Raw genomic sequence first — 22058 nt, forward strand, 5'->3', positions numbered from 1 at the left:
AGGGCTTAATAACTTCTGTTTCATTTACCTTGTTAATAAATTGTTTTATTACTGTATGGTCCGTTATGTACTTGCTGGTTAATTCGGTCTATGACACTATTTTCATCAACACCTTGAATATATAAGATACTATACTCATGGATATCTGGTATTTTTATGGAGAAGGGTTTTTCACTGTTGTTAAAACATCCATTTAAAAAAACGACACATATTAGTAATAATGAGATAATTCTAAACCGCATATGATCGCCCCCGAAATTTTAGTCTCAAAACCCTTTAGAAACTAATTCTCCTATGTAAGCACTTATCCCTTCTTTAACTAATCTGAATCTATGCTAAAGGAAAAAGGCTTGCCACAGCACTCACTATTTTCACAGATTTAGTTCATGCGACAAAACTCAATTTAGCCTGATCTTATACGTTTAGCCGTTTTTCGGGTTCTTTGTAGTGTATATAATAGAAGAAAATATGCCGCCAAAGCAGTCAGCGGTTTTAATATGATTCATATTTTGCTATATAGTTTACCTGATGTTTTTCTATAACTTTACTAAATAAGGAAGCTAATACTTGTTGAAATAAGATACCGAATACAACAGGCATTGCTACTTTGGCAGGAAAATAGGTAGTTGCCACAATGACGCCAAGAGCAATATTCCGCATGCCGCCGACAAAAACAAAGGTGGTTACAATAGAAGTGTCTTTCCAAAGTAAACGGCCAATTATTAAAGCGAGTGCATAGCCAGATCCTGCAAGGAAGAAGACAAGCAGAATAACACCAGCGAGTTCCCACGTAATTTCTTTCAAATAAGGAGCAATTGCACTGCTGTTAATCAGGATAATGCCAAATAAGCTTAGCTTAGAGAATGGAGCAAGGTTTTTACCAAGTGTCCTTTGTATATTTCCTTTGGTTAATCATTTAACAAAATTCCTGCTGCCGATGGCAATACAATCATCCATAGCAAATCAAAAATTAGTGAGGATGTATTAATATTAACTGTTTCTCCTACAACAATATGCAGTAAAGCTGGCATAATGAGTGGTGATAGCAGTGTATCAATCAAAATGATCGATAAGCATAGAGGAAGATTGCCTCGAGTCATACTCACCCAAATAACGCTTGTAACTCCTGTTGGTATAGCTACGGATATAACAAAGCCAATTGTCAGCAAATGATTGTCAAAGATCACAGTTGATATAAAATAAGCCAAGACTGGCATGATAATATGTAAAAAAGCAATACTAAACAATATACTCCCAGGGTATTTAGAAAAATTTCTAACATCTTTAACGTTCATATTCAGGCTGCTGGCGAATGTCATAAATGCAAATAGCCAAGGAACTAGAAATAAAAGACGCCCGCCAATATCTTGAAACATTACACCTACTACTATACTTAAAGGTGTCAAAATCGGCATCAAGGATTGAAGCCGCTTATTTAAACTGTATAACACTTCGATTCCTTCTCCCTTAATTAATTCCCATGAGTACAGTATACACCCATCATTCTGTTTAAACTATTTACAAAGGTTTGCTTTCCTCTCTCAAATTACGTACTCTACTAATACCAGTTATGTCCTCCCTTTCTTTAAATGAATGCTTTTCCGGTTAGTTTCACCATGCCAATTACGCAAAAAAGAATCGTTTTTAACGATTCTTCGCCTATCCCTATAATGTTTGAAAATACAGCTCAGCCATGGTGGTTGATTGCTCATAAATCAGATTATCTTCATTAAGGGTACATTGCTGGAATATAGAAAATTCTATTTTTTCCGAAAAAAACTGCCCAAGCAACCATCCTCACTCTATACCCGGATTGACACCAAATTGATGGACAGCACGTACGTTCTGATCTGCTCCCCACGTAAATTCAATGGTATATGTACCTTTTTTTAACTGTGAAAACCCTGCTTTGTACTCGTAATGTTCATTAGGTTTTAACATTTGCTCCCTTTTGACTTGACCTGATAATGCTTCTGAATATTGATCTATTTCTTTCCATCACTACTTAATATAATCTCGTGGGACAAGCCTTCGGAAAAAGTGATTTTCTGTGTTTTTCCCGTTTCATTTTTAACCGTGAACGTGAATTCATGCTGATGATTAACCTCATCATGAACAATCCTTGATAAGTGTAAATCTATTCGTCCAGATGATACTTCATCCGTAGTTTCTGTTGTCTCTATAACAGGTGCTGATTTTGGTACAGGGTCATCTTGTATGGTCTCTGTTTTTTCACATCCAGTAAACCATAACATTCCATGGAGAAAGGAACTTCCTATTAAACCTCGATACTCCATATTTCCACCTTTCAGCAAAAAGACTTATCACTCATAACTTCTTACTCTTATCATCTATTTTACTTCTTGGCTTTCCCCTATAGATAGGTAATCAGTGAGAGAAATAACCTCTGCCAATCGACCGTCTTTTTGATAAATGGTTAATGCCCCCATTTGTTCTTTTCATACATGAATAGCTTATTCGAGAATAAAGCGTATTTTCCTTTTTGCCTAAGCCAACCCCGCGGTTCGAATGAAGTCTTTATAGGATTCAAAAACAAAAAAGAACCCCCTTCGATAATCCTTTGGATTCCTTTTTACTGTCTCATAATACAGGTCATCCATAAGCGGGTAAGGCTCATGAACATGACCAACGATTTTCATGGGAGTTCAAGAACAAAAGCCACCGGAGCAACCTTGCTTTGAAGCGAGAGGATGGTCCGCAACTAAAATTTATGAATGGATTGGTAAATAAATCTCTACCTCTTCCTCTTCATTTTCCATTGGATGATAGGTTTCAACGATATGAGATCCGAGGTCTCTTTTATAACCTTGTTCATCTGCCCACTTTGATAACTGGGAATGTAGGTTACCTATATTAGTTATTTTCCCCCTAGTTGTCACATAATTTTGAGCCGTTTCAATATAATTCATTCCTGAAGGGACTTCCCTTACAATATCATTCACAATTAATCCTACATAATATTGACCTTCCAAATGGTTGTCATCCCTTTTGGGTTCAAATAGTGCTATTTCAGTTTGCGAACGATTTTTAATTTCGCCTGATCGGATTGAGATTTGCTGTGCCAGTTTTGGAATTTCAGTACCAAAATCAGCAAAGGCCCCGCTCCCTTTTATGCCAACTATTTTAAAATGCTTCTTAACCATTTTGCGTTCCATCATTACCCCTCCATATACCCCTTAAATATTTTCACCCGCTTTTATAACCAACCATATTCCAATTCTCTTCCAATACATTGAAATCCTTTTTTTTATAATTATATTAATAAAACTAATCTGCAAAAAAGACCCTAAAGTATTAAGACAATCCGTATAAATTAAATGTGCGAACAAATAATATGACCTATTGGAACTTGATTAATTAGTTTTGAACCAATAATTAGTATATTTTATCCATTATAAGAGGAGTGTAAAAAATGTCTAATAAAGATGAATATCTACCGGATACAGTTAAATATAGTATTTGGAGTACAAATCCGTATGGCATTCAACCAAACCATAAAACAGAGACAGGAACAAATGAAACCTCAGTCCACCAAGATGGAAACGTGGAACAGCAGAAGAACAGGGAGATATAAAATCTTACTAGTTGTTCCTGGGTTTCCGCTTAGGAAATGTGCTAAATAATATAGGTAATTTTTAATAACACATTTCTTCTGTGAATTAATTTCTCCAATTCCAAACCACCAGATATTTAAGACAAAAAAAGCTAACACAGCAACTCTGTAATCTCCCTTCGTCTTAAGAGTAAATTGTCGTTCGCTTAATAAATTTCATCTCGTGGATAACTTTAGGTTAAGCTTGTTATCTTGCTTAGTACATACATAATCAGAGCAAAAAACACAGATGGCACATACTAATTTGTTAGCAGCTAATATTTTATAAAACCCTCCGTCCGGGTTATTGATCCTCATAATTACTCTTTCAATTGGTTCGTTTGCTGGATTTGTATGATAATCCTTAGATTTTTCTAACAATGGCATGAAAGCCTTAACTTGAATTTTAATAATCGTTTGTGCATCAGCATTCGATGCTTTTTTTAATCTAATGATCATTAGACTCGCACCTTCTAATTTATAAGAATATGATAGTATTCTACAATTCTAACGAATACCCTTTACAATTAACCTGCCTGTCGCGAAATTATGATTAATTTTGATTAGAAAGTTCTGACTCTGCCGAAAGCAGTCATACCGTAATTCAACTAACGCACCCGTTGAAGCACAAAAATCAAATGAACTTCCTATTTATAAAAACTTTTTGCCCGACTGAGATATTTGGAAGGTCCATCGACTGACATGATTGTCGAAGTAAACGAAAAAAATATTTACAATTAGATTACAATTTAATGTTTGGAGTTTAAATCCCCGGGTATATCTTTAGTACTATTTGAAAACAGACTTTTGGGACCATCAGAGAATGGAGAGGATTCCTTTGAAAAGTGTAATTAAGAAAAGAAAAAGATTTATCGTAAATATTCTGGGACATAGTGAAGCTCTCCAGGTGGTAATCGTCTCTGATAATATTGAAGGTATGTATAGAGAACTTTATCGATTGTATGGGCAGATACTTATAGACTCACAGGGAAAGAATACCGGAACTATCTCGTACCAAGAAACCGAATTAACTTAAACGCAAAAAATTAGTTGTATAAATTATATAGCAGTTTCAAATAATAAATAGCAAGCTATTTCCTCCTTGTAAAAAGCCCCTTCCTAAAGGAACGGGGCTTATTTTATTAATTTGAAAAAGGTGGTTATAGCACCTTGTTTTTTTGTTACCTCTTAACTAACACACCCATTAGTTAAATCAGGAACTTGCCTAGTATAGGAGATGAATGATAGGCAAATCATTCTCTATCACTAAAAAAATCATTATTTTTCTATGTTCTATCGTTTTTTAGTCAAAGGAAATAAAACACAATCTTTTATGGTATCACTATCAGTTAAAACCATTAACAAGCGTTCAATACCAAACCCCCAGCCTGATATTGGCGGCATCCCATATTCCATAGCTATTAGATAATCTTCATCCATCTCCATAGCTTCTGAGTCTCCATTGCTCTTAAGCAGAGCTTGATCCTCAAGCCTTCTTCTCTGTTCAAGCGGGTCAACTAACTCAGAATAGGCATTTATAACTTCGGCACCGTTCACCACTAATTGGAAACGGTCTGTGAGCGCAGGGTTATGATCATTAGCTCTAGCTAGTGGAGATAAATCGATAGGGTGCTGGATTAAAAAAGTCGGCTTTACAATTTGAGGCCGGCACATTTTCTTATAAAGAAGATCAATAAAATTACCTCTCCCCAAAGATTCAACCTCTAAATGCTCTAAATCTATATTTTTTTTCATCGTTTCTTGATATAAATCCTTAACATCGGGATAAAGGTCTATATCAATCCCTGTGTCTTTTAAAATTAAATCTCTAAATGAAACAATGTCCCACTCTAATGAAAAATCAATTGTTTGACCTTGTATAGTAATGGTCGTTGTATTAAATGTTTGATCAAGAACAAACAGGACCATATCACGCATTAATTTCATTGTATCCTCGTAGTTCCAGTATGCAGCATATCCTTCAACCATTGTAAATTCTTGAAGATGTTGAGGACTAATACCTTCATTCCTAAAACACTTTGCAAATTCAAATACTTTGGTAAAACCACCTACAATCAACCTCTTTAAATAGGTTTCCGGGGCAATTCGTAAATTTAATTCTATGTCTAAAGAGTTATGAAAAGTTTTGAAAGGTTTAGCTATTGCTCCCGATGAGGTATGCTGTAAGACAGGTGTTTCTACTTCTAAAAAGTCATGATCCTCAAAGTACCTCCGAATGGCACGTACCATTTGCGTTCTAGCCAATAAACGACTTTGAGTGTCTTTTGTGATCATTAAATCTAAGTAGCGTTGTCTATATCGAAGTTCAATATTGCTTAACCCGTGCCATTTCTCTGGAAGAGTCCGTAATGCTTTCCCGAGAAATACATAGCTCTCAATACGCAGTGTTTTCTCGTTTGTCTGGGTCGTGTACATTTTGCCTTCAACACCGATAAAATCACCAATATCCAATAAATTATGAAATTGACTAAAAGATATTTCTCCAACTTCTTCTTTTTTCAAAAGAAGCTGTAAGCTCCCTTGTATGTTCGATATAGTAATAAAACTCAGTTTACTGAAATTTCTAATCCCCATTATTCTTCCAGCAACACGAACAGCAGATGTACCATCTTCAAGTAGTGATGCTTCATAAAGTTCATAGTTTGTAGAAAATCTTTCGGGATATACTGGAACTCCCTGGGATCTTAGAGTCTCCAATTTCTCTATTCTGCGAGTAGTTTGTTCATTACTCATTCTTTTCCCCTCCAATTAGTTTATGACCGCTAGTAAGAATAAATTTATATTTTATTCCAACAAAAAAACTCCCACCCCCAAGATTATTCATCTTGAGGACGAGAGTTATGATCGTCGTGGTACCACCTCAGTTTATTGATATGTCACCATATCAATCTCTTCGGGTACGGCAATATAATAATTGATTATACCCTACCTCTATAACGGGAGAACCCGCCGCATTATCACTAAGAAAACTACCTTAGATCCCTGCGAAGCTCCAAGTCTTTTTTCATTAAGATCATTATTGCTCCTTCTCACCTACCGGAGTTCTCTGGAAATAATAAATCGAAATTACTCTTCTCTTCATAGCCGTGTATTCAGTTTTTTTAAAAATTTTAATGGAATTAAATGGTTTTGTCAATTGTTTTTACATACGTTATTTCTTCTTGGTCAACTTATGTGGCTTACAACCAAGCATCATTAGTTTAAAAACAAAAATTCGTCCGTAGCAGCCAAGAGAGTAATCTAACGCACGTACTGGTCCTACATTGTTTATTGATTCTATAATAACACCTGGTAGTTAAAGATGAATTGAATTTGTGGCTTGATTTGAAAATATCATTGCAATTTTTAGATAAGGAGGGCTAAAAAAAACAAATCTTGTCTCCAGTCACAAGATTTGTTTCTCAACTTATTTATTTTCCATCAACAATTTCCTTAAAGATTTGATAAGACCGCTTTTGCATATCGGGATCAAAGATATAGGATACAGCCATGATTTCATCTACCGCATACTTCTCTTGGAAATTTGTTAACTGTGCTCTTACTGTCTCTTTACTTCCCATTAACGTTACACTGGTCATTGAGGACGCCATTTCTTTCTCTTGTGGACTCCATATTTTATCGATGTTATCAACTGGCTGCTGCAATGGGTTCTGTGAACCCCGGACAACATTCAGGAAGAATTGCTGCATCGTTGTGGATTGCCTTTTCGCTTCTTCATCGGTTTCAGCTGCAATTACATTTAAACAAACCATCATATATGGAGAATCAAGGTATTCAGATGGCTTGAATCGATTACGATAAATCGAGATGGCTTCCTCCATGTACCTAGGTGCAAAGTGTGATGCAAACACATATGGCAGCCCTAATTCAGCCGCTAAATATGCTGAATCTGTCGATGACCCTAAAATATATAAAGGAATTTTCGTGCCAACGCCTGGGTACGCTTTGACAAAACCTTGGTTTTCTTCTGGCCCAAAGTATGTAAGCAAGGAATTGACGTCATCAGGAAATGTATACACAGAATCATATTGTGAACGTCTTAACGCACTCGCCGTCTTCATGTCGGTACCGGGTGCCCTTCCAAGTCCTAAGTCCAAACGGTTTGGATATATGGCAGCCATTGTTCCAAATTGTTCGGCAACGACTAATGGAGAATGATTAGGCAGCATAATCCCGCCAGAACCAACACGGATGGTTTTCGTATGCTCCAGTGTATGCTTTATTAAAATAGAGGTAGCTGAACTTACAAGTGTAGAGGTATTATGATGTTCTGCAATCCAATACCGTTTATATCCCATTTCCTCTACAGATTGTGCTAAATCAACCATCGAATCAATTGCATCTTTAGGTTCCTGCCCTTGACGAATTGGGGCAAGGTTTAAGACAGAAACGGGTATATGTAATTTTGTCATTTCTATTCCCTTTCTAAAATCAAGATATATCACTATAGTATCAATTAGCGGTTTAGAAACAAACTGGTATGCTCAGAACGTCAATCAACCTCAATCTTTGGGTGGTAGTTTTTTGAATGTACAGGTTTAAATGACGATCACTTTTTTGTGGAATTTTATGTTTAAAATAGTCTGTAGTCAAAACATCTCTGGTAATCTAAATAATCGGGTCTTGTATCCCTCATGATATTCTGTAACATTCCGTTTCCATTCTACCCATTTCGGCTAAATGCCTCTTCACTATTCTGGCATTCCATCGTTTGTATTATCCTATGCATTTAAAAAGGAACCAATGTAAACCGTCTTTTCTGGTTCAATAATTTCTTGGTAATCAGCATTGGCCCAGTACTAAATCTCCCCATCTTCCGATTTCATACATTAGTTCCATACTCAGCCAAGAACATCGCGCACCATCATTTGAACAAGAAGCCACCTTACCCAGTAAAATGTTCTTTAAAAATAAGTTTAAATCTCGGTTTAAAGTCCAGCTCAATTGTTTGTAGGGAGTCATCATTAACAACCGTTAAAAGGACACTTGAATGGTCTTTTTTATCAGCTATAATTTCAAACTTTTCAACTCGTTTTAAATCCAGCAGTGATAATAATCTATTAGATGGCTGTTGGATTACTTGAACTTTCACTTCTCTATAGGAGGGAGAGATTTTAACAAGAAAGTGTTCCTCTCCATAAGCAAATTGATATGATGCTTCATTATAATAAAATGGCAAATCAGCTGAAGTGTTATCCAATAATACAGGTTGACAACCAAATAAAGATAGAAATTCGTTTTCTTATGGGAATACAAACACCCGATTTCATCTCCTTCTATTTCTATATTTTAACATTATGGTGATTGAACTAGCCTTCCCTGTTAGTCGAACAACAATCTTTTTTTGTGAGGACTCCCACTCTTTATTAATAGCATTATTCCCAAAACCTTTTTTAGAAAAAAAATCCTCCCGAAAAAATCTGTGGACTAGGAGAGGCTTTATCGCCTGAAAAAGGGTCGGGGCAATTCAAATGAATTTATCAAATAAAAAAACACGCTCTTTAGCGTGTTCAGGAATTCTTGTTATTATTTTTAAAGTCCAGAATAGCGATTACAAACATCCCAAAGCTCAGCATCAGAGATAATGCTTCAAAAGTAACCATTTATAAACCGCCTCCTTACAATAAGCCTTCCCAGATCCAAGTTTGTCCTATACAGACAAAAAATAAAAAAAGGGGCAGACCCGTTACCCATAAATAATCAGTTAGGCTCGTATAGTTCTTAACTTTCTTCTTTATAAGGTTTTCTCCTTAATTAGTTCATCTTCAATCCCAGAAATGATGTCAAACGCTCCTCCAGAATTGTTTGAGCACACTATAATCTTGAGGGATGTATTGGGATAAAATACAGCACGAAAATTTACTCCTGGATCATATCCCATTAATAAATATTTTGATACACTGTTTTTCTCGGTTTTCATCCATAGACCATAGCCATATGAGGTGGTATCATCAACTCTAGTGTGAGGAGTGAGTAACTGATTAGTTATCTCTTTATTTAATAATTGATCATTCATTAAAGCTTCCCATAGCCTAACCATATCTTTCGCTGTTACATATGCTCCACCATCTGAACCGCCTTTTGCTGGCAGCGAATACACATTTGTTTTCCACTTTCCATCTGCATGATCAACATATCCTAGTGCAGTTCTTTCCGGCAGGGAGTCCATCTCAAAATAACCAGAATCCATAGAGACTTTTTCAAATATATATTTTTTTACGTATTCACTAAAAGCCAGTCCGCTTACTTGTTCTATGACCAATCCTAGCAAAATATACCCTGCATTATTGTAATGAAATCCTCTGCCGGCTGGAGATTTCATAGATTCATTTTGAAATAATGGTAAAAAGTCTTTTAACTGCCTTATATGATACATTGGATTCTGAATCCAAAGTTCCTCAAAATCATCCATAATATCCTCATCAAAATAGTCTGGTATCCCAGAAGTATGTGTCAGCAATTGATGAATAGTTACGCTATTGTCAAAATAGGGAAAATTCATATCAAGACAATTCTTTAATGGAGAATGAAAAGAAATTTTTCCTTGTTCTACAAGTTGGCAAATAGAGATTGCGGTAAAAAGTTTACTTCCTGATGCAATACCATATCGAGTATTATTTTGGTTTTTTATTTGTTCAGAACGATTAGCAAATCCAAAGCTTATATCAGCAAGAACTTTTTCTCCTTCCTTTACATATACCGAACCTGAAAAATCATTTTCATCTTGAATTCTTGTAATTCGATCTACCAAGTCTCTGTTCACCTAAAATTCCTCCAATTAACCTCTTTAGAATAATTTGTTAGTGGAACAACAAAAAGGGCTGTCCCAACTTCTTCAATTAACGTACCCGTTAGTAGTTTTAGAAACAATTGAGAATTAGTTTCCCCCTTAACTTCATCCCATCCTCCATAGAATTCAGCTATACTATTTGCTACCTTTTGGTCATGACAAGTAATCATTACTTCCACTGATTTTTGAAGTGTTGTACTCTATATTAATTCCTCGCTTTTTTAAATGGTGGCCTACATAAGTAAAAAAGTATTCAATTTCTAATAAATTCAGGAAACGCAGCTGAAAGTCCTTTATTTTTTCTTATTTTGATGACAGGTTCAACGATCACTCCAAAAGAAAAAAGGAACCTAGGCCGGTCCCTTTTTTGTATTCACAAGATTTAATGTCTAATCGGGCTGTGGAAATGCCCTTAAGGGAGTAAGGCGACGTACTAAATTCACCTGTACGTCGCTTGGAACCGTATACCACTCTATTTCACCATTTATTTTAATCTATTAGAAGAAGAGACTTTAACTTAACTTCCACTTATTTTAATGAATTAGCAATTTGTATTAAATCTTCTTTACTGTACGTATTTGCCGATCCCATGGCATCATAATCATAATTTAATAGAGTGTCCCATTTTCCTCAGTCCAGTATAAAATTTTCCCATCATTAGCGTTTTCATTAATCCTCCAGTAAGCAGTTGTTCCGTCTTTTAATTTTACGTTCTCTATATTTTCACTATCTGTGAAGGTACCTTTCCCAAACTGCCTACAGAAAGAATTTCTTCCCTATCTCTGGAGTAATAAGTTTGCCCCGGTTAGATCAATATGAGAAAAACCGCCAAATGGCGTGATCAAATAACGCATCGCATCCGATAGTTCAAGGAGCTCTATCTTAGAATTCAATATAAAAAGGATGGAGTTCTTCATTTAAACAATATTCAATTCTTTGCCTGAAATTTTTCCAAGTTACCATTTCTAAAGCCATTTCAATTAAAAAAAAACCTACCTCCAAACTTTCAGGCGAGGTCGTTAGCTCTCCTCCAACAGGTATACCCAAGAACAATGTGTTACATATAGATTCATTTACATTTTGATAAATTCCACAAAATTTTGTAATTTCAATGTCAATACCACTTTCTTCTTTTGTTTCCCTGATAGCAGCGTTCTTTAAGGATTCTCCTTCTTCAACCTGTCCACCAGGCATTTCCCAACCTCTTCGGGGCCCCTTAATTAACAAAATTTCTTTTTCCTTATTTATTACGATAGTAGCTGCTGACACAATATGTTTTGGTGTTCGCATATCTTAGACCTCACATTAGTATAGGATACTTAATTCATTCGATATGATATTGTTTTCACCTTCTTTTGCTCGCAACTTCCATTTAGCAAAAGAAGAAAAGGCTGCCGAAGCAGCCATTATGTACTACAACCAACGCACTCGTTAGCTTAATATTAACTTACCTTTCCAACTCAATATATTCTCTCAATAATTTCCACTCATTCTCCTCTTTTCTCCATACAAACATACATTGAGCGCAATAAGGAATTCCATTTATTAAGTTTGTTTCTCTACCCAAAATTAAATATTCATTCCCTTCTTTTCGTTCAGTGATTGAGTCTTGGTTAATCAACCATACCGTTAGCATATTCATAACTTTTTTTATAATAGATTTTAGGAAGATGCCTTAACTGTCTGTTCTTGTTGATATAACGCACCTTTTCGTTTTAGTACAATTCTTCACAAACTAGGTTTTATCCTGCTTGGATCAACGCACCAATTAGTTTAAAATGAAAATAGGATTAAAAGATGAATGACTACATTAGGAGGTTTTATTATGATTAAGCAAATTGGAACAGTTGCAGTTTATGTGGAAGATCAACAAAAAGCAAAGACTTTTTGGAGTGAAAAAGTAGGGTTTGAAATAATGGCTGACCATCCTATGGGACCTAATGCAAATTGGCTTGAAGTTGCACCTAAAGGAGTAAAAACTCGCTTAGTTATTTATCCAAAATCTATGATGCAAGGGTCTGAAAATATGAAGGCTTCCATCGTTTTCGAGTGTGATGATATTGCAAATACATATGAAAAATTAAAAGCTAATGGCGTTGAATTTTTAGGCGAACCACAAGAAATGGAATGGGGTACATTTGTTCAATTTAAAGATGAAGACGGTAATCAGTTCTTGTTAAAACAATGAAGTGTTAAGCAGATTCAATCATATAATGAATCTGCTTTTTTATTCTTTACTTACTAATCTGCCTCTTTAGTTCAAAAAGAAAAAGAGGGGTAAATGTAATTTTGACTCCATTGCTGGAGATGTGACAGAAAAGAGTCTAGAATGTTTAGCCTTTTTAGATGAATAGTAAAATTTATTCTTAATGCGTAATGGATAAACAAGTTGTATATCTTTATCTACAGCTAACTATAGTCAAGAATTGTCTAAACAAGGAAAATATATAATCTATCTTCTCGGGTTCAACTTATGCACCAGAAAAGTCATTCATCAACAAGAAGGGTTTCTTTTCTTTGGAAAGTTAAAGTGTTATTTTAAATTTGAAAATACCGTTAGATCCTCTCTGTTTCCAATGACAACCAGCATATCTCCTTTGTGAATAATCTGCTCAGGAGAAGGAGAGACAATAATTTCACCATCACTCACAATAGCGATAACACTAAGATTATATTTTGCACGCACATCAAGTTCTCGCAGACTTTTTTCTGTCATACTCAAGGGAATTCTGATTTCTTCTATATTATACTCTTTTGAAAGCTCAATAAAATTTAACACATTCGGTGACAGAAGTTGATGGGCGACTCTTTCACCCATATCTCTTTCAGGGTAGATAATCCAGTCTGCTCCTATTTTATCTAATAGCAGCCCATGGTTTTTACTTAGGGCTTTCGCTATTACTTTTTTAACTCCTAATTCCTTTAAAAGCAAAACTGTTAAGATACTTGATTGCATATCATTTCCGATTGCAACAATAACAGCATCAAAATTACGAATTCCAATTGACATCAGTGCTTCTTCTTCTGTTGTATCTGCGACCACCGCATGAGTAACAACCATTTCAGCATCTTGTACTCGTTCTTCGTTTATATCAATTCCCATGACCTCTTGTCCAGCATCATATAATCTTTCAGCCACACTTGTACCGAACCTTCCTAATCCAATCACCGCGTATAGTTGCTTTCCCATATCCATTAACTCCTCAATCTTTATTAACCGATCATGATTTTTCCTTTTGGATAGCCGATAGGATCTTTATTCCCTTTCCGCCTCATGGTCAGAGCATAAGCAAGCGTTAGAGGTCCTAACCTTCCTGCAAACATCGTAAAAATAATGATCATTCTACCGACAGGCGATAATTCAGGGGTCAATCCCATGGAAAGACCTACCGTGCCAAATGCAGAGGTGGCTTCGAAGAGATAGACAATGAAATTCTGTCGTTCCCCTTCAGTAATTGTAAGAAGCATGGTTATGACCATGACAAGGAACATTCCTATTACTGCCACAGTGAGTGCTTTGAAAATGGTTTCCATAACAATTCGGCGGCGAAACATAACAACATTTTCTTTCCCTTTAATTTGGGACCAAACAGCTGCAGATAGTACAGCAAAGGTCGTTATTTTAATTCCGCCTGCAGTAGAACCGGGACCTGCTCCTATATACATCAAGAAGATGATCAGGAACAAAGTTGATTGCGTTAAGTCACCAATTGGCAATGTATTGGCTCCTGCGGTTCGTGGTGTGACCGCCTGGAACAAGGAGCCCAATACTTTTCCTGTATAAGTCAAAGGCTGAAGCGTTTTTGCGTTCCCATATTCAAATGAGAAGATCAGGATAGCTGCGCCAAGTGTCAAAATCAGCGTGGTTAGTAAAACCACCTTTGTATGCACTGAAAGACGGCGGGTATCATGGTATTCATACAATTCATTCATCACGATGAACCCAATTCCACCTAATGTTATGAGTGCACAAACGGTCAGGACTACGGCCGGATCGTCGACATATGGTGTAAGGCTTCGAAATTCCCCATTTAAATCGAAGCCGGCGTTATTGAAATTCGATATAGAGTGAAATATCCCCCAATAAATAGCTTTTCCAATGGGCATATCCAAAGAAAACCGAATCGCTAAGATAGCGGCACCTGTCGCCTCTATAATACCAGTAAATATTAAGACCCTTTTGACCAGACGCACAATTCCCGAAATGGAAATGTTATTTAAAGCCTCCTGAAGAACCAGCCGGTCTCTTAACGAAATCCTTTTACCCAAAAGGAAAGCAAAGAAGGTGGCAAATGTCATAAATCCTAATCCACCAATCTGGATGAGGGTTAAAATGACTAATTCGCCGAATGTGGTGAAAGTATCTGCTGTATCCACGACCACAAGTCCTGTTACACACGTTGCCGATGTAGCAGTAAACAAAGCATTTAAATACGACAGCCCCTCTCCGTCATGTGTTGCGTTAGGAAGGGTTAGCAAAACAGCTCCTATAAGAATTAAAGCCGCAAAGCCTAGAACAAGAATTTTTGGAGGATCAAAATAGTCTCTAATTTTCTTCATCGTAATCTCCTATAAAAAACAGTTTGATTATAACAAAAACCCGAGATACACATACACCGTTGATATTCCGATAGAAATGTTTATGAAAGGGAATCCGATCTTCAGATATTTAATGAATGATATTGTATGTCCCTCTTTCTCAGCCAGACCAGGTAAAATTAGGTTTGCGCTCGCTCCTATCAATGTTCCATTGCCTCCGAGGCAGGCTCCCAGTGACATGCTCCACCATAAGATTGAATATACCGAATCAGTCATCAGGATGGCGCCATTTAAGGCAATAATCGTCCGGTGAATTTTTTCTGAAATAATAATAGCGTACGTAATTAGAAAGATACTAAGGACCATTGCCGTTTCAGAATTCATCTCCAGTCCCCAAAAATAAAAATACTATTTCGTTTCGTTTATTATTTATTCCAATCCTTTCGGCTGAACACAGGGAATAAAAAAAGACCAAATGCTACTTTCCTCCTTTTATGTTTGCCGAGCCATACCTAATTAATGTGCCAATGAACGTAGATTGGTACATTAAGTATGGAAAAACAAACATGGACTTGGAGAAAAAGTAATCATTGGTCTACTTAACGCCCAGCAGGCTATTCAGCCCTCTTTGCATTCTGTCTTCCAAGAAACCTTTTCATTCATACGCATAATAAAAAGACCTGCGTATATATCAGACTGCTATTTTGCTATAAAGGAATAACAAAAAAGCCCCCTGATGTAAGGCGGTCTTATGACCTCCTTCGCTTTAGCCGACGAAGTTAGCTGACGGGTAGGATGGCGAAAGAGCTTTCATCCCTTCTGCTGTCGCAGAATTAACCCCTAATAGTGGATCCTCCGTTCTCAATTCTATGAGATTGGGCCTGTATTAAATTGATATCTTATGAAAACATCTTACTCTTCATATTTACTATTTGTAAACCCATTTTTGCCTTTTAATAAACATTGCTATAAAAATTCATTACAAAAACAGACATGACATGTACTTGTTTTGAGTTTTGTTAAGTTTTAATAAAGCACATTGACAAAAATTGTAGAAGGGCATTATGATAGGTTCTAGATTTTCAAGAAACAGGGGAGAACATATGGGACATCCTAAAAAGAAACTTGAGGCTGAGATAAGTTCTGCCTTTATTAAATTCCAGCGTGACCTTATAGGCAGGGGCCCGCAGGAAGCTAAAACATATATTGTAAATGATATGATTATCATCCGTTTTAAGGGAGTTCTTACTGTGGAAGAAAAGCATCTTGTGAGTCATGATTCCGGTAAAAAGCTCGTTAAGCAGATGCGGCAGGTCCTTCGCGAAATGTATAGTGAAGAATATGAACATATTGTTCAAAATCTAACTGGGTGCCGGGTTCTTTCATCACACAGTGATATTAGTACTAAAACAGGAGAAAGAATAGAGGTATTCATTATCGAAAAAGATTTGGAAAAATCTTTAGGTGTCCATTGCTGAATCTAAATTTGAATGATATTTAATTAATTGTTAGCATACCAAATGGCGTTTTATATTAGAAAATGGGGTGGACAGGATGGGGAATACCTCTAGATATGTGATCAACGGTGTAGGTAAAAATGGAGAAACATACTTTACCTCTTGTCATGATAAACATGATTTAAAGAAATGGATTGCAGATCATGAGCATAGATTACTAATGAATGAGTTAAAGATCATTGATAAGAAAAAGCCGGCATTGTTAAAATTGTTTTCATTTAAAAGGTGAAAATTATAATAACCAGCTATCTCTAGCTGGATTGGAACTTTTCTTATTCAAATAAAGAAAATAAGAACAATCCTTGTATTATTTTCAAATATAAAAGTTTTTCTTTTACTACTATAGGAATTAAAATAGAAACATCTAACAGAAAAGGAATTAAGTGATGTCAGAAATATTTTGGTATATTTATTTAGGGATATTAGGCACGGCAGCGATTGGTTTTTTAATCAAGGGAGACAAAACCATTTTTGGCAAGTTGGACTTTGTTATCTCTCTCATTACTTGGGTTGGGCTTTTCGGATATGTTACTGAAACGCCGATTTTTACTCCTCTTGTATGGAAAGTCGTGTTTGTTGGAGGAATCATTTGGGATGTCGCCTTCGGCTTTTACAAGAGTCGCGATCATCAAGAATTTAAAGAAATGCCTAAAGGGGTTCGGTACCTTTTTGTCATTGGCACCATCATCATCCTGCTCGGTCCATTGTATTATGGTCTGTTCAAATATGCATATTGAAGTAAATTACAGCCTGTCGTGAATACGGATGGGCTTTTTTTATGCTTCCGTGGCAGGAAACTAAACAGATTAAAGTATACTTTTACGTATATTCCCTTGTCTTTACAGTAATTAAGCCAGTCCGTGCAAGCCCTTACCATTGGTGTTGGTTTTTTTCATTTATATATATGTCTTGCATTAACCATATAATGTGTAAATTAATCAATATCGCTGTTTGTCGGCTCACCATTTTGTTCCTCAATGGGGCCTCCAAATTGTTGGTTAATCTCTTTAGCTAATTCATCTAAAAATTCATCAGACAAAAAGGGGCTATCTTCTATGAACAAGTAGATTCTCCTTTCCATATTGAAATTTTATATTATTCTCCGTTCGTGTAAAAACCTCTACATTAATATTACCTTTTTCTTATAGTTTTAATCTTAAATTTTAACCGTTTAGCAGCTGGTTTATTGTTGTTTGCAGCCCCATTCTTGCAAGTACCTACCCGTTAGTTTGCAAATTGGAAGGTACATTTTGGGAGTCCATTCACTTCAAATAATAAATTTCTTTTGTATGTTAGATTAAGCAACTGGCTAAACAATGAAATTCTCTCTTCAATCTAACCTTCGTTTTAGTTGAAGAATATTAAAAACCTAAACCTAAATGCCGATAATGAATTTCCAAAAAAATAAACCAGATAACCCCTTCCACTAAGCAAAGGGCTGGTCTGGTTTAATGATACAAGTAAAAATTAAGATTCATTACTATAACTATTGGGATTTGCCTTATTACCACTTGATATGCTGTTTCGTAGGGTTTGGGTCATTTTTAAGCAGATATTCCTGCAGAGCAGGAAGATCATCTGTGTTAATGAGGTCTACTCCAGCTTTTAACATTTCATTCCAGACTGCCTCACGGTTTGGTAAGGCCATGTCTGGAGTGGCCCAGAAACGAACCATTTGGCCATTTTCATGTGCCGTTTCGACAATATGAACTAGCTTTTCGCGTTCTGCCTGGGGCATCTCACCAGCCCCCTGCCATGTAAAAATTTTCGTCCAGTTGTCACTTATTACAGGCATGAATTCATTATTGTTTTCAGATCCCAGGTCACTCATTCGGCCATCGAATGTGGCGTAACGTACTTTCTGGCTTTCCATCAAGTCACGATCCCGGTTTCCAGATATAATGACTGTAACAGCCCCCTGCTTCACTTTCTTATTAGTAAATTTTGTAACCATTTTCTTATATTCGGCTAGTTGTTTATCAATTTCTTCATATGTAGTTTTGCCTTCTGATTTAACATCAATCCACAGTAAGAAATCTGTACCGCCTTTGTAAACAGAACCTTTGTTTTGTTTCACTTTTTCCTTAAGCGGATCTAAATAAAGTGACTTAAGTGTCCGTTCACGTTTTACATCCTCTTCGTCATGGGCTACCAGCAATTCACCGTCTTTTAGCCATACGTCTGCTTCTACACTTGTAAACCCATGATCCAGTGCATCATATAAAGGACGAGTGTGCTCATAATCGTTGTGTGCGTGAGCTTTTGCTAGTGGAACTACAACTTTGGATTCTTTCTTAACTTGTTCTGCAGAAGCAGTTATTGATGATGAGTAAGGCATAGCAACAGCAACTGCTAAAGACATCGTTATCCACCATTTATTCATAGCGTTATCCTCCTAATTTTCATTTCAATTCCTATGGTAACGTACAAATCACATAAAACAATGACATTAACAAAACCTTAACGAAAACTGAAAGATGTTTACATAAAGCAGTTCCTTCTAACTATCTCGATACTAGATTATATAAGCTAATTTGCCCAAAAAACGAGGCACTTCAGAATAGAAGTGCTTTTTATAAGAACCATTTAAAAAAATAAATTACATTTCCACCGGTTATTCTACTAACCCACCTTTTAGTAATAGAACAAAAAGGTATTCATCCTTATTCAGTAAAGGATTTATTAGCAAAAACATCAATGCTTAGTCTTTCTTTTTCCAAGACATTAAATCAGAAAAAGCTAATCCAAAGGATACACCTAAAGGAATACCTAAATCCCAAACATCCATTTCCGAACGTCTAAAAAAGTAATAAATAAAATAGTTTGCCGCACTTAAAGAAATAAACCAATTAATAAACGTAAAAAGCCTTTTTCTTATTTGAATCCAGTTTAACTTCCTTGTATTCGCAATAACTAGAAAGATGGAGAACAAACCATATAGAAAAGATAAATTACATATCCTATAATAACTTTAAGAGAAAGCGGAGTATCAATATCCTTATATATTATAAATATTGTAAGTGTGGTTCCTGCCAATAGTACAATAAACAAAATTAAGTTTAGCGAAAAATATTTCTTCATCTTTACCCCTTACCCAAGTTCTTTATATCTTTTAATTATCTCTAAATAGTAGACCTTATGTATTAGTCACTCATTCCTTGACCACTAAAGGGGCTGCAACAGCAGTCCCCCCTTCTTCAACTAACGCCACGTAGGACACCATTAATTGCACAAATTATTGATTCACCACTGAGAATGAAAATAGGCTTGGCAGACGATACTTTCGAAGAGTTACTCCTGACAATGAGTTCAACTTTCTTTAAGTGAGAGGAGGCTCTATGCCTAACTTATCCGATACTTCATTGACTAGAAATTCAACTCCAATCAAATTGAAATAATGACCATTATTTGAGTATTCTCCATCGTATTGCCTGCCGTTTATGAATTCAGTATATCATCCTTGTACAAACTTACTTGTCGTTAGTGGAACAAAAAAAGGCTGCCGGAGCAACCATACATTCTTAAACGAACGGACCCTTAGTAGAACAATAAAAAAGCTGTAATCTTCAATAGATCACCAGCTTAGGCCAGGGTTCACTAAGAATCAACATATATTTCCATCCCGGACCTTAACAACGTTTCCTATCCTTTTGATGGTACCGTCTTCTACAATAAGTCCCTCTCCATCATTCCCAGCATAAATCGTTGTTCCAGTTGTTTGAGAGAATTTAAATACATCTTGTTTGAAATCTTCATTCCAACGATTGTAGTGCGGTAAGAAATCAAAATCTACAAAATTTAACGTATCTAAATCCTCATTATTATGGTTTCCAGTAAACAACTGAAATAACTTTGCTGACTTTCCTAATTGGACCGCTCCACCGCTAACACCTATAATGGTTCCCCCTTGATTAAAATAATCCCATAAAGCGTTCTCCATCTTACGATTTTTGATAGCACTTCTAAGTTGAATTGGGTTACCTGCGGAAAGATGAATGATGTCACAACTAAGTAATTCCTTAACTTTCAATGGATCAAATTCACTATATAGGTCGATAAACATTATGTTCTGTAACCCGTAATGGCCGTAATATTGAACTTTAGTATTAAAATACTTCTTCTTCTTATCTTCCGTAGAAGGGACATAGCCCATCTTAATCTTGTCGGGACTCAGACCTGCGAACATTATATTATCCAGTCTCCGATTACCAGGAGATTCAGTGACTTGATCACTATAAAAGAACAACCTCCCCATTAAGAGCACCTCACCCTTTTTTCAATAGTTGGGTAATAATTCGATATTAGATATTAAAATTCCTTCTTGAACTAAACTGTCCCGTTAGTGAAACAAAGAAAAATCCCCGAAGCAGCCATTCACTCTTGAATAATGCATCCAATAGTTAAAGTACATTATATGTAACTTCAGAAAAATGGTATGAAATAACTCCTCCTAAATAATGAGTAGTAAAAGTGTGTTACTATTATAGGTGTAAAATTTAAGGTGTTATTCAATGATTGTCATTAACTTTTAGGGCAGAAACGTTTGCCTTACTTTAATATTTATTGGAGATTTATTATCTCTTAAGGAGTACAACTTTAACGGGGGAAATTTAAATGAAAATAATTGGGGCAATTTCTGGATTTTTTCTAACAGACTTTCTTTTTCACTTAATAGATGCCTTTGCTGTTGGGTTGAAAGCCGAAACACCAGCCGGACGAATTGGTGCAGTCTTTTTTGGTGTTTTAGTTCTTCTGGTTTTAATGTTCTTCTTTTATCGTTACTTTTCAAAAGCTTTTTTTAATGGATTCACAGTGGCTACAGGATTATTTTTAAGCTTTGATATCATTGTTTTTCATTGGATTTTTAAACTCCACCGAATTACAATGGGACCGGAAGCAAATTGGATTGAACCGCTTTTTGTTGTGTTTGGCATAGTTATAGTATATTTTGGGATAAAACAAGAAAAATTGTTATCAAGACAAGAAAATATAAATAAAAATATTACAATTTAAAAAATTAGAGAAGAGGATGGAAATCTTGAGCGTTTTCTCAAGTATTCCATCCTATCCTTTTCCGCTAATAAAAAGACCGCCGCATCGTTCCTCATCTTCAACTCTTACACCCCTTACTTGAATAAAAAGGAGCGTTTTACCCTTCAGCTCCCGTATATCTAATACCTTATTCAGTGCAATCAATGCTTCACTTACTTTTAAATCATTGTGTGAATGATTCTTAGTAGCAATATGAAAATGTACAGCAAGAAGAGAATTAACTTCTTCGGGCGTTTGAGTGCTACTGAGTGGTTCGCTACCAATGACTTTAGACACCCCGTTCTTACTGTTTACTGCAATGTTGTTTGTCTGCTCAACCGTGTACGCATGATCTTCAGCACCTGCTATCGAAATATCTACATAATATCGCCATCACCACAAGTAGTAAGCCGGACCTCTACTCCCAGGAATTTGAATAAAAGGCTTTTGTCTCACTCTTTATCTACTCGCGATAAGTCACTCGCCCATATGGTTTATAACAAGTTTCAGGCGTTATAACATGGGTATATTTAATCAAACCCCATCG

Annotated in this window: 25 protein-coding genes, 1 pseudogene, 1 riboswitch and 1 other annotated feature; of the genes and pseudogenes, 7 read left to right on the forward strand and 19 right to left on the reverse strand. The window is 35.9% G+C overall.

The annotated features are described in order from the left end of the window. Positions 1–492: 492 nt before the first annotated feature. The 5 genes from JOC77_RS21235 to JOC77_RS07685 all read right to left on the reverse strand — a co-directional run bounded on the left by JOC77_RS21235 (position 493) and on the right by JOC77_RS07685 (position 3176). Positions 493–804, reverse strand: coding sequence for a hypothetical protein (locus JOC77_RS21235; RefSeq protein WP_239558654.1), 312 nt, complete (start codon positions 802–804; stop codon positions 493–495). A gap of 104 nt (positions 805–908) precedes the next feature. Then, a complete protein-coding gene (locus JOC77_RS21240; protein ID WP_338047199.1) occupies positions 909–1451 on the reverse strand; it encodes a bile acid:sodium symporter family protein in 543 nt (180 codons plus the stop codon). A gap of 346 nt (positions 1452–1797) precedes the next feature. Continuing rightward, the gene (locus tag JOC77_RS07675; RefSeq protein WP_204541102.1) at positions 1798–1941 is read right to left on the reverse strand and encodes a hypothetical protein; all 144 of its coding nucleotides are present in this window, start codon (positions 1939–1941) and stop codon (positions 1798–1800) included. 44 nt (positions 1942–1985) lie between these two features. Beyond that, complete coding sequence (locus JOC77_RS07680) at positions 1986–2297, reverse strand: hypothetical protein (RefSeq protein WP_204541105.1); 312 nt, start codon at positions 2295–2297, stop codon at positions 1986–1988. A 432-nt stretch (positions 2298–2729) separates the two neighbouring features. Next, positions 2730–3176, reverse strand: a complete 447-nt coding sequence (locus JOC77_RS07685; protein WP_204541108.1) for a GyrI-like domain-containing protein — start codon at positions 3174–3176, stop codon at positions 2730–2732. 257 nt (positions 3177–3433) lie between these two features. On the opposite strand from JOC77_RS07685, the gene JOC77_RS07690 reads away from it, so the two are divergent. Beyond that, positions 3434–3595, forward strand: coding sequence for a hypothetical protein (locus JOC77_RS07690; RefSeq protein ID WP_204541111.1), 162 nt, complete (start codon positions 3434–3436; stop codon positions 3593–3595). Between the two features lie 195 nt (positions 3596–3790). Here the strand turns inward: JOC77_RS07690 and JOC77_RS07695 are convergent, their stop codons facing one another. Further along, positions 3791–4072, reverse strand: coding sequence for a hypothetical protein (locus tag JOC77_RS07695; RefSeq protein ID WP_204541114.1), 282 nt, complete (start codon positions 4070–4072; stop codon positions 3791–3793). 379 nt (positions 4073–4451) lie between these two features. On the opposite strand from JOC77_RS07695, the gene JOC77_RS07700 reads away from it, so the two are divergent. Beyond that, positions 4452–4649 carry a hypothetical protein gene (locus JOC77_RS07700; protein ID WP_204541117.1) on the forward strand — a complete coding sequence of 66 codons (198 nt, stop codon included), beginning with the start codon at positions 4452–4454 and terminating at the stop codon, positions 4647–4649. Between the two features lie 257 nt (positions 4650–4906). Here the strand turns inward: JOC77_RS07700 and lysS are convergent, their stop codons facing one another. From lysS to JOC77_RS07725, 6 genes are all read right to left on the reverse strand, one after another. After that, positions 4907–6367 (reverse strand): lysine--tRNA ligase, encoded by a 1461-nt coding sequence (lysS, locus tag JOC77_RS07705; protein WP_204541120.1) that lies wholly within the window; start codon positions 6365–6367, stop codon positions 4907–4909. A 91-nt stretch (positions 6368–6458) separates the two neighbouring features. Further along, positions 6459–6725, reverse strand: a binding site (T-box leader). 319 nt (positions 6726–7044) lie between these two features. Continuing rightward, positions 7045–8046, reverse strand: coding sequence for an LLM class flavin-dependent oxidoreductase (locus tag JOC77_RS07710; protein ID WP_204541123.1), 1002 nt, complete (start codon positions 8044–8046; stop codon positions 7045–7047). Positions 8047–8519: 473 nt separating this feature from the next. Then, entirely contained in the window at positions 8520–8834 is a 315-nt protein-coding gene (locus JOC77_RS07715) for a hypothetical protein (RefSeq protein ID WP_204541126.1), read from the reverse strand. Between the two features lie 310 nt (positions 8835–9144). After that, positions 9145–9237, reverse strand: coding sequence for a putative holin-like toxin (locus tag JOC77_RS21245; protein WP_239558655.1), 93 nt, complete (start codon positions 9235–9237; stop codon positions 9145–9147). Positions 9238–9368: 131 nt separating this feature from the next. Continuing rightward, the gene (locus JOC77_RS07720; RefSeq protein ID WP_204541129.1) at positions 9369–10397 is read right to left on the reverse strand and encodes a serine hydrolase; all 1029 of its coding nucleotides are present in this window, start codon (positions 10395–10397) and stop codon (positions 9369–9371) included. Between the two features lie 909 nt (positions 10398–11306). Beyond that, positions 11307–11714, reverse strand: coding sequence for an NUDIX hydrolase (locus tag JOC77_RS07725; protein WP_204541132.1), 408 nt, complete (start codon positions 11712–11714; stop codon positions 11307–11309). Positions 11715–12249: 535 nt separating this feature from the next. Here JOC77_RS07725 and JOC77_RS07730 point away from each other — a divergent pair. Then, the gene (locus JOC77_RS07730) at positions 12250–12612 is read left to right on the forward strand and encodes a VOC family protein (RefSeq protein WP_204541135.1); all 363 of its coding nucleotides are present in this window, start codon (positions 12250–12252) and stop codon (positions 12610–12612) included. 345 nt (positions 12613–12957) lie between these two features. Here the strand turns inward: JOC77_RS07730 and JOC77_RS07735 are convergent, their stop codons facing one another. The 3 genes and pseudogenes from JOC77_RS07735 to JOC77_RS07745 all read right to left on the reverse strand — a co-directional run. Then, entirely contained in the window at positions 12958–13614 is a 657-nt protein-coding gene (locus tag JOC77_RS07735; RefSeq protein WP_204541138.1) for a potassium channel family protein, read from the reverse strand. 23 nt (positions 13615–13637) lie between these two features. Continuing rightward, entirely contained in the window at positions 13638–14984 is a 1347-nt protein-coding gene (locus JOC77_RS07740) for a TrkH family potassium uptake protein (protein WP_204541140.1), read from the reverse strand. Between the two features lie 27 nt (positions 14985–15011). Beyond that, a pseudogene (locus tag JOC77_RS07745) lies at positions 15012–15215 on the reverse strand (hypothetical protein); the annotation flags it as partial. Between the two features lie 501 nt (positions 15216–15716). Beyond that, positions 15717–15855, reverse strand: a riboswitch (cyclic di-AMP (ydaO/yuaA leader). 211 nt (positions 15856–16066) lie between these two features. On the opposite strand from JOC77_RS07745, the gene JOC77_RS07750 reads away from it, so the two are divergent. The 3 genes from JOC77_RS07750 to JOC77_RS07760 all read left to right on the forward strand — a co-directional run bounded on the left by JOC77_RS07750 (position 16067) and on the right by JOC77_RS07760 (position 17217). Further along, positions 16067–16441, forward strand: coding sequence for a Na-translocating system protein MpsC family protein (locus JOC77_RS07750; protein WP_204541143.1), 375 nt, complete (start codon positions 16067–16069; stop codon positions 16439–16441). 76 nt (positions 16442–16517) lie between these two features. Further along, on the forward strand, positions 16518–16709 hold the full coding sequence (locus JOC77_RS07755; RefSeq protein ID WP_204541146.1) for a hypothetical protein: 192 nt from the start codon (positions 16518–16520) through the stop codon (positions 16707–16709). 157 nt (positions 16710–16866) lie between these two features. Next, the gene (locus JOC77_RS07760) at positions 16867–17217 is read left to right on the forward strand and encodes a hypothetical protein (RefSeq protein WP_204541149.1); all 351 of its coding nucleotides are present in this window, start codon (positions 16867–16869) and stop codon (positions 17215–17217) included. 197 nt (positions 17218–17414) lie between these two features. Here JOC77_RS07760 and JOC77_RS07765 read toward each other — a convergent pair whose 3' ends face one another. The 3 genes from JOC77_RS07765 to JOC77_RS07775 form a co-directional block, all read right to left on the reverse strand. After that, the gene (locus JOC77_RS07765; RefSeq protein ID WP_204541152.1) at positions 17415–17543 is read right to left on the reverse strand and encodes a hypothetical protein; all 129 of its coding nucleotides are present in this window, start codon (positions 17541–17543) and stop codon (positions 17415–17417) included. A 441-nt stretch (positions 17544–17984) separates the two neighbouring features. After that, complete coding sequence (locus JOC77_RS07770; RefSeq protein WP_204541155.1) at positions 17985–18863, reverse strand: phosphatidylinositol-specific phospholipase C/glycerophosphodiester phosphodiesterase family protein; 879 nt, start codon at positions 18861–18863, stop codon at positions 17985–17987. 1221 nt (positions 18864–20084) lie between these two features. Then, positions 20085–20735, reverse strand: coding sequence for a Type 1 glutamine amidotransferase-like domain-containing protein (locus JOC77_RS07775; RefSeq protein ID WP_275585060.1), 651 nt, complete (start codon positions 20733–20735; stop codon positions 20085–20087). Between the two features lie 359 nt (positions 20736–21094). Between JOC77_RS07775 and JOC77_RS07780 the strand changes: the two genes are divergently transcribed. Then, positions 21095–21493 carry a DUF2243 domain-containing protein gene (locus tag JOC77_RS07780; protein WP_204541161.1) on the forward strand — a complete coding sequence of 133 codons (399 nt, stop codon included), beginning with the start codon at positions 21095–21097 and terminating at the stop codon, positions 21491–21493. 51 nt (positions 21494–21544) lie between these two features. On the opposite strand, the gene JOC77_RS07785 is transcribed toward JOC77_RS07780, so the two are convergent. After that, positions 21545–21808 carry a hypothetical protein gene (locus tag JOC77_RS07785; RefSeq protein ID WP_204541164.1) on the reverse strand — a complete coding sequence of 88 codons (264 nt, stop codon included), beginning with the start codon at positions 21806–21808 and terminating at the stop codon, positions 21545–21547. Between the last annotated feature and the right edge of the window lie 250 nt (positions 21809–22058).

Source organism: Peribacillus deserti (genome assembly GCF_016909175.1).
Taxonomy (GTDB): domain Bacteria; phylum Bacillota; class Bacilli; order Bacillales; family DSM-1321; genus Paraperibacillus; species Paraperibacillus deserti.